Source organism: Bradyrhizobium sp. Arg816, from assembly GCF_029989365.1.
Classification (GTDB): domain Bacteria; phylum Pseudomonadota; class Alphaproteobacteria; order Rhizobiales; family Xanthobacteraceae; genus Bradyrhizobium.
Genome location: NZ_JAPRAQ010000005.1, coordinates 434326 through 446727 on the forward strand (window position 1 = coordinate 434326; position 12402 = coordinate 446727).

10 protein-coding genes are annotated in these 12402 nt (G+C 60.4%); 5 read left to right on the forward strand and 5 right to left on the reverse strand.

Annotated features, from left to right (window positions below; genetic code table 11):
* Positions 1–83: 83 nt before the first annotated feature.
* The gene (locus tag OWC48_RS15970; RefSeq protein WP_282520849.1) at positions 84–572 is read left to right on the forward strand and encodes a helix-turn-helix domain-containing protein; all 489 of its coding nucleotides are present in this window, start codon (positions 84–86) and stop codon (positions 570–572) included.
* 193 nt (positions 573–765) lie between these two features.
* Here OWC48_RS15970 and OWC48_RS15975 read toward each other — a convergent pair whose 3' ends face one another.
* The gene (locus OWC48_RS15975) at positions 766–1083 is read right to left on the reverse strand and encodes a hypothetical protein (RefSeq protein WP_282520850.1); all 318 of its coding nucleotides are present in this window, start codon (positions 1081–1083) and stop codon (positions 766–768) included.
* 374 nt (positions 1084–1457) lie between these two features.
* On the opposite strand from OWC48_RS15975, the gene OWC48_RS15980 reads away from it, so the two are divergent.
* The gene (locus tag OWC48_RS15980) at positions 1458–2891 is read left to right on the forward strand and encodes an NAD(P)/FAD-dependent oxidoreductase (protein WP_282520851.1); all 1434 of its coding nucleotides are present in this window, start codon (positions 1458–1460) and stop codon (positions 2889–2891) included.
* Positions 2892–3096: 205 nt separating this feature from the next.
* Here OWC48_RS15980 and OWC48_RS15985 read toward each other — a convergent pair whose 3' ends face one another.
* Positions 3097–3456: a hypothetical protein gene (locus tag OWC48_RS15985; protein WP_282520852.1), complete on the reverse strand. Its 360-nt coding sequence runs from the start codon at positions 3454–3456 to the stop codon at positions 3097–3099.
* A gap of 1867 nt (positions 3457–5323) precedes the next feature.
* Positions 5324–6616: a hypothetical protein gene (locus OWC48_RS15990; RefSeq protein WP_282520853.1), complete on the reverse strand. Its 1293-nt coding sequence runs from the start codon at positions 6614–6616 to the stop codon at positions 5324–5326.
* 126 nt (positions 6617–6742) lie between these two features.
* On the opposite strand from OWC48_RS15990, the gene OWC48_RS15995 reads away from it, so the two are divergent.
* On the forward strand, positions 6743–8725 hold the full coding sequence (locus OWC48_RS15995) for a hypothetical protein (protein WP_282520854.1): 1983 nt from the start codon (positions 6743–6745) through the stop codon (positions 8723–8725).
* A 413-nt stretch (positions 8726–9138) separates the two neighbouring features.
* Here the strand turns inward: OWC48_RS15995 and OWC48_RS16000 are convergent, their stop codons facing one another.
* A complete protein-coding gene (locus OWC48_RS16000; RefSeq protein ID WP_282520855.1) occupies positions 9139–9339 on the reverse strand; it encodes a DUF6494 family protein in 201 nt (66 codons plus the stop codon).
* Between the two features lie 636 nt (positions 9340–9975).
* Entirely contained in the window at positions 9976–11142 is a 1167-nt protein-coding gene (locus OWC48_RS16005; protein ID WP_282520856.1) for a serine hydrolase domain-containing protein, read from the reverse strand.
* Positions 11143–11305: 163 nt separating this feature from the next.
* On the opposite strand from OWC48_RS16005, the gene OWC48_RS16010 reads away from it, so the two are divergent.
* Both OWC48_RS16010 and OWC48_RS16015 read left to right on the forward strand, forming a co-directional pair.
* Positions 11306–11797: a hypothetical protein gene (locus tag OWC48_RS16010; RefSeq protein WP_282520857.1), complete on the forward strand. Its 492-nt coding sequence runs from the start codon at positions 11306–11308 to the stop codon at positions 11795–11797.
* Between the two features lie 21 nt (positions 11798–11818).
* A complete protein-coding gene (locus tag OWC48_RS16015; protein WP_282520858.1) occupies positions 11819–12190 on the forward strand; it encodes an amidase family protein in 372 nt (123 codons plus the stop codon).
* The last annotated feature ends 212 nt before the right edge of the window (positions 12191–12402 follow it).

Below are 12402 nucleotides of genomic sequence, written 5' to 3' on the forward strand. Positions count from 1 at the left end.
CTCTCGGCTCAAGGCTCTTCAGTTCAGAGACTCTCCGGCTAGCGACTGCAATCTGGATCACTCAACAGGGAATCAATTCCGTCATGTTCAGGACATCGAACGACGAGCCGTGCGAGCAATCGGTGCAAGCATTTCAATCATTCTGTCTCGAAGGCAATTCTGACCTATCGGTCAAAGGCCAATTGATCGGCCAAGATGCGATCGACAAGTCGAGCGAGGGTGGACCCGTGATCGTGCTCCGGGGTGGGCTGCCACCGAGGGTCGTGCGACGGGTGCGAGAGCACATCGACAGCAATATCGACCAGCGCATCAGTGTCGAAGCGTTGGCAAAGCTGGCCAGCCTGTCGGTCTGCTACTTCGTGCGTGCGTTCAAACAGTCGGTGGGTGTTACGCCGCACGACTATCTGATACGGCGTCGGGTCGAACGGACGATGGAGCTCTTGTCGCGCACGGAGATGCCGCTTTCGGAGATCGCGCTGGCGGCGGGCTTTGCCGACCAGAGCCACTGCGCGCGCCGCTTTCGCCAGCACGTGGGGATGTCGCCGCGGGATTATCGATGGTCGATGCCGTGAGCCGCCCTATGGACGGAGATTCGATTTCCAACCGGGCGGTCTGCACCCGCGGTGTCCATGCTCCCGGGTGCAGACGCAAGATAAGACCCGCAATCGAGCGCCTTTTCCTCCCGAGACGCTCCTGCGCCGCCGATCGAGCAAATGCGGCGCCGGGTCATTGGGCCGGTGACAACCACGTCACCGGCCTTTTTTGTCACCCGCCGCACTTCGTTGCCAGCAGGTTGTTCAAGGCATCGATCTCCAAATCGAGCGCCGCCAGAGCCCGATCTTGCTCGGTATCCCGCACACACGTCGCCGCCGCCTGACGCATCGTCACCGATTCATAGAACGAAGCGGCGTAGGCGCGACAGGCCGTATCCTTGTCGGTACCGCCGGCTGGATGGCTGCGTACCGTGGTCCATCGCGCGTGAGAGGCAGCAAAGTCACGGGTGGACGTGCACTCGCTTGCAACTGCGGAAATCGTAGAAGCGTTGATCGCGGCAGAGGCGAGTAGAACGGCAATTCTCGTCATGAGTGCAACTCCGCACATGAACCGGTGTGACGATCTCTATCTTCCCGCGGAGCTGCCTTCGCGAATGGCGTTGCCGGATTTTGAACGAGGTTGCGCGAACCTTGCCGACCTATGGATTGCACGAATCATCGGGCGCGGAGAGAGCGACGCGAAACCGCATTCTGGCAGAGCCGGAATGTGCAAGAGGGTTCTCGGGGCGACAACCCAGTACAAGAGAAAGTCTGGTGCTTGCACGATGCTGAGGCTCGCCGCGCCTGCATAATGCGATGCGCGACCAGTCGAACGACGCAATCCGAGTCCCGGTCTCGCAGGATATCCGTCGGCGAATTGCCAGACTTGTCGAAGCCGCCGTCTGATCATTGAGGGAGAGTAGGATGACCGACGTGCTTGTTGTTGGAGCTGGGCCTGCCGGTGTCATGGCGACACTTCGTGCAGCCGACCTCGGCGCGAAGACTGCGCTTGTTGCCGGCAGCGAATTCGGTGGCATGGCGGCCAATGACGGGCCTGTCCCGGTTCGCACCCTGGCCCATGCCGGCCGGCTGCTGCGCGATGCGCGGCAACTGGGGCAATATGGCGTAACTGTCGGTGAGCCGGTGCTGGATTATTCTCGGCTCCTCGCGCGCGTTCGCGAGGTCGTCAGGGACGTCCGAGCACATTCCTCGCTCCGCCTGCAGATCGGCGCGCTGGGAGTAGCCGTCCACGAGCAGACAGGGATGGCACGCTTCGTCGACCCGCATACGATCGAGACACAGGGTGGTCTTCGCCTGTGCGCCGACAAGGTGATTATCTGTACCGGTGGTACCAGCCGGCGTCTCCCGATCCCCGGCTTCGAGTTGACCAGTACCCACAGCGATGCCTGGGCGCTGACGTCGGTGCCGCCCTCGATGCTTGTCGTTGGCGCCGGAGCCACGGGGGTGCAGGTCGCCTCCATCTTCAACGCGTTCGGCTCCCGCATCGAGCTGTTCGAGGCGGGGCCGCGGATTCTGGCGACCGAGGATGCCGACATATCCGCGGCGGCCGCAGTCGCGCTGCGCCAGTCAGGGATTGCTGTTCATGAGAGCTTTGGCACTATCACGGCCTTCGAGAAGACGGCGACCGGTGTGCGCATGCTGTTCACGAAGGACGGCCGTCAGTTCGACGTAGAGGGCGCGCTTGCGGTGGTGGCGGCAGGATGGGCGGCCGATACCAGCAGCCTGAACCTTGCCGAGGCGGGCGTCGAGCTCAATCAGCGAAAGTTCGTGAAGGTCGATGAATACTTGCGAACCTCAGCGCCGCATATTTTCGCTGCCGGCGACGTGACGGGCCATGCCATGCTGGTACCCCAGGCGATACAGGCAGGCTTCGTGGCGGCCACCAACGCAGTAAAGGGGCCAGGCATGCCGCTCGTCGACCAGGTCAGCCCAATGGGCAGTTTCACGGAGCCGGAATATGCGCAGGCGGGCCTCACCGAAGCCAAGGCGCGCGAAACCAATGACATCGTGACGTCGATCGTGCATTTTGACGTGACCACGCGGACGATCATCGACGGACGCAAGTTCGGCTTCTGCAAACTCGTTGCCGATCGCAAAAGCTGCAAGATCCTTGGTTGCCATGTCATCGGAGAGCGTGCAGTCGATATCGTTGAGGTGGCAGCAATCGCGATTGCTGCGGGCATGCGTGTCGATGATCTGGCGCAGATCCCACTGGCCTATCCGACTTACGCAGCGATCCTGGTTCGTGCCGCCGTCATGGCGGCTGGCGAACTCGGCTTGAATGTCGGCTGGCAAGCGCATCGGGTAGGGGGTGTGCTCGTTTCGGCGGACCATTGACCGGCGGGCCATTGAATCGTCTGGCCGGGGAGCTGGCACTGACAGAGCAAGCTCAACACGCACGTGATCGCTTTCTCCAGGCGGCGCAAAAGCAGCTGTTTGATTTCGAGAGGCGGGAGAAATTGTTTGGGAAAAGGATCGCGAAGAGCGGGCCGCAGAGCAGCACCAAGGTTGACCGCGACGCCGCTCACTTACGGTCGTGAGATCAGTTTCGTTGCGCGGTCCAGTAGCCCGAGCACCGTGCATTGCCTGAATGCCCGCTCCATCTGCCTCGGCCCGTCGTCATGGATAGCCGACCCGAGCCTGCCGCGTATTTGTCATGGACCGTGACAGACGCACGGACGGCACCGGATTTCGCGACGTACCCGGTGAACCTCACGAGATTGGGATGGCTTACGACGCCGTCCGAGACATTGACGGTGAAATTGTAGCTGGGGTCGCATGCGCCGTTCTGCGTCACAAAGACGAGATCCCAGGAGCCGTCATACGCGGATCGCGCCTGCGCGGCAGGCGCTGCGGCAATCAAGCAGATTGTTGCAGTCAGGCAAAGCCCGAGCTTGTTCATGGTCGGTCCTCCAAGAGGTTTCGGCGTGGCGGTCTGATCTTATGGAGCGCAAAGCGTACGGCTTGTTCAAATTTGCTCGGAACGTCCCGCATTGGCGGAAATCATGTTCGCGCGGCCAGCGAACGACTCCGGTTTGAGATGACCGCAATCATTCGATGTCGATTTGGTGCCTCGGCTCCAATTTTGAAGCCGTGCAAGCTCTAACAAGGGAATAAAAAGCGCGTGACCGCATGAATAGCGCACCGACGTCACCCGGCATTCGCAGGATGGACCGTGAAGCGGCCCATCGGGGTCATGCAAGCCATTCGTGTTCAGCGCCGGCAGTCGATCGCGCGAGTGCCTTGGCCGCATCGGCATGCGAAACTTTCTCAGCTCGCCGTTGATAGTCTTCGGCGAGGGCCTGAAGGCGACTCGCGACCACCGAGTCCGTCATGGTTTGGGCGGCGCGGAGCAAAGTCCGCGCTGTCTCGATATAGGCCTTGCCCCGTTGAGATATCTGGAGCGTCATGAAGCCCTCCCACGGTTCTCGGGCAGCGGGTTGAAGGCACTCGGGAGCCAGCCCATCCAACTGCGGTCGCTTTCCCTGCGAGCTCTGAAGCGATCGACGCACGTCCTGGAACAAAGCTGGGTTCGCCACGAGTAGTGTCGGACGAGACCAAACTTGCCATCGCAAACTGCGCATCGGGCGGCTTCGCCTGACTTGAGATTTTCGCGGCAATTGGGCATTGCAGTCTCCTCTGTCGATCGCCCCTTTTTACCGTCGCACTTCATGAACTTGTGCGCTTTTTCAACGCACGCAGCCTAAGACGATCGCGATCAGCAGCTCAATCGGACATAGGTCGTCAGCAGGCATCCATAGGGCTCAGGGAACGATACGAAGGGTTTATGGTGCTCGCCTTGAAGACTACGTCCGCAAGGGGGGCGACTGCACTGACAAGACGTGCGAGGGCCGGAAGGAGGTTTGCTCGACCCTGACGCTTGCCAAGACGCATCAGGTTCGGAGGTGCGTCCCTGGAGATGTTAATGGCCGCCGGCTCCACCTGTGTGGGCTTCGGCTTCCCCGTGAGCAAAATGGCGAGACTTGCCAGCGTCGAAGCCGCATCCGTACATTGATGAAATGATGGATTGCGTCGATTGCCGAGAGCTTGGCTGCCTCGGAGCGGCGGGCAGGAGGGCCGACTTCCAATACATCTTCGAGGCAATGGTCTTCTTGCGGCGGACTTGGACGCGCCAATTCCCCGAGACAACCGAGTGAAGCAGGAGTGGGCATTGTTGCGAGTCCCCGATTTGATCCCATTCGCGACCATTTTTGGCGGCGACGGATGGTGCACGAACGGCGGTTTGTGGCGCGGTATCGAGATCCGACGTTCCGAGTTAGGCTGCTCTCCGGTAAGAAAACAGGGCTGCCAACCTCGACGCACTTTTACAGTTGGATTTCTCATTGTAAGCCATTGATCTCTAATGATCGGATTTTGGCTCAGTTGGAAAAATTCTCTTGTAAAATCAATGATCGTATCGTGTCTCTTAATCAGCGGGTCCCAGGTTCGAGCCCTGGTGCGCCCACCACCCTTAAGAGATTGGCCCGAAAGGGCTTTTTTTCATTTACCCGACAGAACAAATCGAGTCTCGTGCGACGCCTTTGGTAGTCGCACGTCGCACGCCGTGCGACGTGTCAGATATTTGGGGCGTTATTCATCGCACCGGGCGCAGACGGTCATTGTTTGCGGACGGCGCGGGCAGAGATGGAGCGTACGCCTCACCGTAGGAAGGCGGAAAGCGTGGCGGGATTGATTGCGCGACACACCGCCTCCTGGCGACCTGCGAGCGTAAGGCGCAACCGGGCAAACGAAATTGTGCCGCTGTCCGTTCAGCCCTTCATCCCTTCCTTTCGAACCTGCAGTTCGAGCCTGTCGATGCCGGAGTCAGCGCGAGCCGCATTTCGGGCCCGGTAGTGCTTCACGATGGTCTGCGCACTTCGATATGAATGCCCAGTGATGTCGCAGATCGTCAGTAAGTCGCAGCCAGCCCGATCGAGCAGCATGACACAGGTATCCCGCAGGTCTTGGTCGTGCTTCTGGTCGAGGTCGCCGGCGCCGTTGACGAACATCAGAGCGGGGCAGGGCTTTAGACGCCATGCGGTCTCATCGCCATTGCTGTCCCGTGCGGCCTGCGCATCCAGCCATTCTGACAAGACGCGCTTACGCTGATCAACCGCCCGAGCGCGCTGTGCCTTGTTCTCTTCATCGAGAGGAAATGGAGCGAATAGCTTGTCGGAGATCTTGATCAGTTCGGCATTCAGTCGCTCCGCGCGGACAATCGTTTGGCGCGCGCTGTCGCGCGCGAGAAAGCCGAAGACGGCGACGGCTCGGGCGGTCGACACCCAATGCCGATAAGTGCTCTCGTCATAAGGCTCACCATTGTCCTCGTTGACCACGAGCTCAAGAGGCACCTTATCCAATTGAAGCCGGAGCTTGAGCTCCTTTACGCGTGCACGCGAGGCATTCAGCCGTGCGCTGAGTTGGGGCGCCTCTTTGATGTCGACGAGCTCGCCTGTCTTGCTCTGGCAGAACATGTGGCGGTCTTCGATGTCGCTCTCATTCCGCATGATCAGACGGTCAGTCTGGCGCTGCCCAGTGAACAACGCCAGATGAAAGCTGTCGCCGATCGAAGGCCGATCAATTGCATCAGCTGCAGCGACCCAAGCGGCAAATTCGGGCATCGCAACCTGGACGATCCGCCCGTCCGGATGATCGAACTCCATGCCTTCCCGCGGGTTGGGCCCTAGACGCCACAGGATGCTTTCCTGCCCCCAAGTGAACGCCGCCGAGAGCGTCGCTATCATCGAAAGCGCCATATGATGACCGCGAGCCGATTTCGCATAATTATAGAAGGCTCGGAACTCGGGTTTGCCGATCGATGTCGGCGTAGCAGTCGCAATCGCCTCAAGTTCTCGTGCCGGCTCGGCTACGCCGAGCAGCTTGGCGGCGCGGATTTCGGCACGTAACTTCGCTGCGGATTCGCGCGAATGCGGTCGGTACAGAATGGCAGAAATGCATTTACGATACGAAGCCTGTGAGGCGGAGGCTAACGCCTTGAACTCAACCGACTTGCTCCAATCGTCGAGAAGATCCTCGATTGTAGAACGCTTCCGGATCGTCATTTTCTTTGGCAGCTTGCCGGCACGGCGCGCCGCCTCGATTTCCGACTTCCGTTTGTCTGAAAAGTCCGAGGCTTCCTGAAGATTGAACCACGCCCCGACCGGGCGGCCCTTTTCATCGTACGGCGGATGACGCAGGTCGGCATCAAGGTATCGACCGATACTTTTGCGAACGCAATGCTCACTTCAAGGGCGACACTCGTCGCCGAGTACCCCCTCCGGAAGCTGGCAGCGCATGAATGCGAGCAGATGGTCGCAGCCGTCGCGGGCAGCGATTTCGTGCCGCGCCAGATTACCAGCCAGATCGTGGAAAGGACCGACGGCGTGCCACTCTTTGTCGAGGAGTTCACGCGGGCCGTCGTCGATGCCGGTGCGGTCCCGCCGGCCGCCGAAAGCCCTGTGCCGAAGTTGCCGGAACCCCTGGTGCCGTCAAGTATTCACGATTCCCTGATGGAGCGCCTTGATCGTCTCGGTCCTGCCAAGCGCGTCGCCCAGATCGCCTCCGTTTTCGGAAGGCGTTTCGACTATGAAGGCATTTTCAACGTGTTTCCGGATAAGAGCCAAACGCTGCCACAGGCGTTGCGAGCTCTCGAGAGAGCGGGGATCGTGTATCGCAGCAAGGAACCTCAAGGCGAGGTCTTCACGTTCAAACATGCGATGATACAGGAAGTCGCCTACTCCTCGTTGCTCATGGAGGAAAGGCGTGAACTCCATGCGCGCGTGGCATCGTGGCTGCTCCAGGAGGCCTCCATTGAAGAAAGCGGCCAGCCGGCGGTATTAGGCTATCATTATGCGCGCGCAGGCAACATTCCGGAGGCGATCGAGGCCTGGCTCCAGGCTGGAAAATCCGCGCTGCGCAGATCTGCCACCAAGGAAGCCGTGGCTCACCTTCGCGAAGGCCTCTCGCTGATATCCAAGATGCCGGCGACGCCACGGCGCTTCGAGGCTGAAATCGGACTGCAATCCAATCTGGCGATGGCGTACACGGCCAACGCCGGATGGTCCGACCCGAACGTCTATGACCCCTACAGTCGTGCACTCGAGCTTTGCGCGAGCCATGGCACCATTCGCGAGAAGGCGACGGTGCTGTGGGGAGGTACCATAGCCAAGCTGGTCAACTGCGAGCTCACCAAGGGCCTCGAACACGCGGAAAATTTCGTCCGGCGGGCAGAAGAGTGGCGCAACGACGAGGCCGCCCTCATGGCCTACACCGCCGCCGTGATCGCCAATTTCTTCCTAGGTCGTTTGCAGCAGGCGAGTGAGCTCGCGGCTCTGGTCAGCGCTCGCTACAATCCGCGCGAGCACGGCAAGCTGGTCCAGATCTATCAGCATGATCCATTAATTGTATCGCTCGTCTATTCCGGACACATTGAATGGCTGTTGGGCCGGCCCGCCCGGGCCAGAGAGTGCTGCGTGACGGCGCGGCAGCTTGCGAACGAGATCGGACATCCGTTCATGGTGGCTTTTGCCTCCATTCTCGGCGTCGCCGATCACTGGTATGAGGGTGACCTTGCGGAGAACCTTGCCAGCGTGAAGCGTGGTCTGAAGGTCGCTGACGAGTATGGCTATCCGATGTACCGGGTCATCGGTCCATTGTGGGCAACCGCAGCGTTGGCGGCACGAGGCCCCGCGCCGGACGTGCTCGAGAAGCTATGCGGCCTGCTCGATAAACTGCCCGCCGAGAACCGGTGCATCCAGATGCCGCTCTATCGAATTCTGCTTGCCACGGAATTCGGACGGATCGGGCAGATGGGCAGGGCTCGAAACTTCGCTGCCTCGGCTGAGGCCCTGGTGAAGCAAACCGGCGAGCGCTGGGCAGCTCCCGAGATCTACCGGATCCACGGCTCGCTGCTGTGTCGCGATCCATCGCGGGACGACCGGGCCGCCATGCGCTTGTTCAAGCGCTCGCTTGCCTCTGCCAGGAAATTCGGGGCGGTCGGTTGGGAATTGCGCACGGCGATCAGCATCGCGCGCCTGGTCAGCGCAGGCGAGAGCGCATCCGGACGCACTGAGGCACGAGACCTGCTAATATCGACCCGGGCGAAATTCGCATCCGCGGAAACTTCCCGCGATCTGCGCGAGGCTGATGATCTGGTGAGAGTGTTGAACTAGTATTGGCGCCTGAGATCGGACCGTTGGAGCCGGTGATGCGCAGAGCCTGGAGGCCAAGACTCAGCCCAATCGCAGGACATAGCCTCGAACTTGGCGCCGACGCACAAAGTTAGCCGAATGAAGCGCCGCGCAATTCGAATCGAATTGCAAGGTTCGACTCCCGATCGTACTCGCGCGCACTGATAAAGTGATGGGCTGAGTGCGTATCTTGTTGCTCTGGATGAGTCCGGATGTGACCCTTCGCGGACCTGAACCGCGGATCCGGTGATGTCCGCTCACAGTGGCAGAGCAGACCATCTACCATGGACCCGCCGACTTCCGAGCTTGATCCGAAGGCGACGTTCGGCCGGCGACCGCAATGGTAGCCCCTTCGTGAGGATCAGGGCCATGGCTTCCCACAGCCGGGACAATCGTCAGAGCGCGACTGTTTCCTCGACCACATGGTTCAGCGGCGTCCCCTCCGCGGACAAGGTCATTCGCAGTTTGAGCTTGCCACCCTTCACCTCTCCGCTACGCACTAGGTTCTCAATTTCACGCTGCGATGTAACTCCGACATGCTTCGGAAATTTACGGATAGCCATATTGAAGCGGTCTTCATCGAACTCGGCGGTCATGGCTGTTCTCCCTGATCGGGCAGGCAAAGTCTAGCACGAGGCGAGCAATGACGAAACATCGAGGCCTCGCTCGCGTCGCCACCGACTTCCTCCTCAACCTGATTGCCTGCAACCTCGGCCCGAAGCTGAAGATTACACCTGGAAGCGAAAATCTCACTCAGTGGAGTGCTTCCGCTTCTGGCCCTTCGCGGACCTGAACCGCGGATCCGGTGATGTCCGCTCACAGTGGCAGAGCGGACCATCTACCATGGACCCGCCGACTTCCGAGCTTGACCCACAGCCGACGTCGAAGGGCTGACCTAGTGCATCTTACAGGTCGGATTTGCGGGGACTTTGCGCGAAATCGAGGAACAAACTGTCGTGCGTCCTCTTCGCACCTTTATTCGCCTCTTCAGGCCCAAACAGGAGTGCTTCTAGCGACCCAGTTCGGTACCGAGGTGGCGCGCCGGAGGACCGACGGGTTGGTTGGCGCGTAATGGCCTCATGCGACGGGAAGCACGGCACGTCATGGATGAGTTGCGGCAGGCGATTCAGCTCTGCCTGAGAGCGAGGCCGGATCATCGAAATCATAGACGTTCAGGCCCTTCGCAGGATTGTCCGTCACACTGTCGTCGAAAGCACAGGCCCGGACTTAGGTCAACTCGACGACAAACCAGCCTCGACCTCGGCGTTCAGAAGAGTGGACATAATTTTCTGTCCCACTGGCGAAGCGAGGGCGCCAGCGGACAGAACCACTACGCCATTGCACGACGGAGCGTTTGCGCCGTTCTGAACCCAGCTCTCAAACCCCATCCACGAGCTGAAGCCTGGTACGCCCCCATCTTTCGACAGGACACGTCCCGCGGCACCGGCGATATTCGGAAAGAACCATCCAATTCCGACCGTGGGGCCCTGCGCCTGCACGCTGCAGGTGCCCGTCGTACCGCATTGGCCACGGGCCGAGCCGGTCTGCTGCTGCGTCTGCAGGATGGCGAATTCCGTTGGCGAAGGCTGCAGTTGGCCCATATTGTAGAGCAACCATTGAAGCATGTCCGAGGCGCTACTGACGATCGATCCGCTCCCGAACACCATGGGTGGGCACGGCAGGTAGCTCTGGTTTACGGTGAAAGCCGTCGTCCCGTCATATCCACACGCCATGCTGGGAACTTGGTTCGTATTGAACAACGCGGTGTTGCCCATGCCCAGATCCGCGCACAGCTCCGCGAGTTGCCCGTTGTACGCATTATAGACGTCGACGTAGGGGTTCTGCGGGTTGAGGCCGACGATAGCCAGGAGGGACCAGGCAAGGTTTGAATACGTGTAGCACTGGCCCGCGGGGCAGATCCAAGCCGAGTTCTGTCCGCTGTTGAACCAATCGACGAGCTTGGCGAAGGTCTGCAAGTTACTGGCCGGGCAGAATTGTCCACGCGGATCGGGAGGCAGGCCATTGTCCTGCGGAAACCCCGAAGCATAAGTGACGATGTCGGCAACCGGAATCCCGCTGATTGCTGCAGGCAGGGAAATCGAGGGCATGCAGGACCCAACCGTATTTCCATCATATGTGCCTTGAAGACCGTGAAAAATTCTGGATGTGAAAACTTTTGAAATGGATCCGATTTCGAACAGAGTATTTGGCAGGTTCGCAGCGCTCACGAAACTATGGCTTGAGTCCCAAGCCTCAATCTTAGAGGGAGAGAAGAACTTTGCAGAGGGGACGCCGGAGCCGTCAAAATCCGTAAAGACGTATACTGCCATCGCCATGTAATCGCTGACAGCAGCGTCTATGATGCTTTGGATCGCCGAGCTTGGGTCCGATAAAGCCATGAGCGCCTCTCCCCATTACACGCTGGATCGCAAGCAAACTTTAGCGCCTTTCGTTTCGGTTGTCTTTATTATAATAGAACCGTAGAGGTTGATTATAAATGCGTGGTGAAGAGCGTCCTAAGTCCCGTGTAGGCGCTATGTCTGGGTTTGGCCCGTCCGAGACATGCCAACTGCACTGAGCGATGTCCGCATTCAGGGATATCCCGGAAGGCATGTGCTCATGTGGGCCGCCGAAGCGGAACCGGCAATTGCGCGGGGCGAGCGCGCGCTGCGGCTGTCTCCGTTCGATTCCTGGTCGTTCGCGGTGTTTGGCTCGCAGGCGCTCGGACACTTTCTTTTGGAGCGACCGGGTGAGGCGGCAAAGGCGGCTTACCGGGCGGTGCAGTCCAATCCAGGGCACAGCATCAACTATGTCATCCTGATCGGGCCCCTGGTCACGCTCCGCCGGTTCGACGAGGCGAAGGCAGCCGCTGCGCGCGTAATTGAATTGCAGCCCAATTTTAGGATCAGTCAGCAGTTTGGCGGTATTGACTGCGCGCCGGCGCTCGCCACGAAGCTCGGCGCGGCATTGCAGACGGCCGGATTGCCCGAGTCGTTAGCCAACCTTGCATACTCGAGCATGTCTGCAGTTGGCCCATTGCTTCAGTTGGCGTAGTGCCACGCAATGGGCGGTTAAGTGAAGAACCCGTACGCGCCGGCGCTGATGGATGATCGCGGCATCCCGGTCGTGCCGCCGGGCGGATCGAGCGCGGGCTCGGCTGTCGCGGTGGCGGCCGGCCTGTGCGCAGCCTCGATCGGCATCGAGACGTCGGGCTCGCTGCTGTATCCCGCGAGCCAAAACGGCCTCGTCACCGTGAAGCCTACCGTTGGGCTGGTCAGCCGGGCCGGGATCGCGCCGATCGCGCACAGCCAGGACACTGCAGGGCCGATGACGCGGACGGTGCGCGACGCGGCGATGCTATTGAACGTGCTGGCGGCCAAAGACCCGCTCGACCCGGCGACGGAGCGGCAGCGGCGGTCGGTGACTACACCTATGGCGGCGGGCTGATCTACGACGCGCTCGGTTCCTACAACATGGCCTGGCGCATCGGCGTGGCGGTGGGGCTCGCCGCCGGCATCGTCGAGATCGCGTTTGCGCTGATCAAGCCGACCGCGCCGCCCTTGATGCGAACCGCATAGGCATCGTCAGCCACTGCTCATTCGTTGGGCGATGGGCTGCTGCGTGAAGCAGCGCGTGGCGCGGTTGCCGCAAAGCAGCAA

Excerpts from the sequence above, each read along its gene's own strand:
- OWC48_RS15985 (WP_282520852.1), bottom strand. The coding sequence starts at position 3,456 with ATGAACAAGCTCGGGCTTTGCCTGACTGCAACAATCTGCTTGATTGCC.
- OWC48_RS16010 (WP_282520857.1), top strand. The coding sequence starts at position 11,306 with ATGCCAACTGCACTGAGCGATGTCCGCATTCAGGGATATCCCGGAAGG.
- OWC48_RS16000 (WP_282520855.1), bottom strand. The coding sequence starts at position 9,339 with ATGACCGCCGAGTTCGATGAAGACCGCTTCAATATGGCTATCCGTAAA.
- OWC48_RS15975 (WP_282520850.1), bottom strand. The coding sequence starts at position 1,083 with ATGACGAGAATTGCCGTTCTACTCGCCTCTGCCGCGATCAACGCTTCT.
- OWC48_RS16005 (WP_282520856.1), bottom strand. The coding sequence starts at position 11,142 with ATGGCTTTATCGGACCCAAGCTCGGCGATCCAAAGCATCATAGACGCT.
- OWC48_RS15970 (WP_282520849.1), top strand. The coding sequence starts at position 84 with ATGTTCAGGACATCGAACGACGAGCCGTGCGAGCAATCGGTGCAAGCA.
- OWC48_RS15990 (WP_282520853.1), bottom strand. The coding sequence starts at position 6,616 with ATGACGATCCGGAAGCGTTCTACAATCGAGGATCTTCTCGACGATTGG.
- OWC48_RS15980 (WP_282520851.1), top strand. The coding sequence starts at position 1,458 with ATGACCGACGTGCTTGTTGTTGGAGCTGGGCCTGCCGGTGTCATGGCG.
- OWC48_RS15995 (WP_282520854.1), top strand. The coding sequence starts at position 6,743 with ATGACGCAGGTCGGCATCAAGGTATCGACCGATACTTTTGCGAACGCA.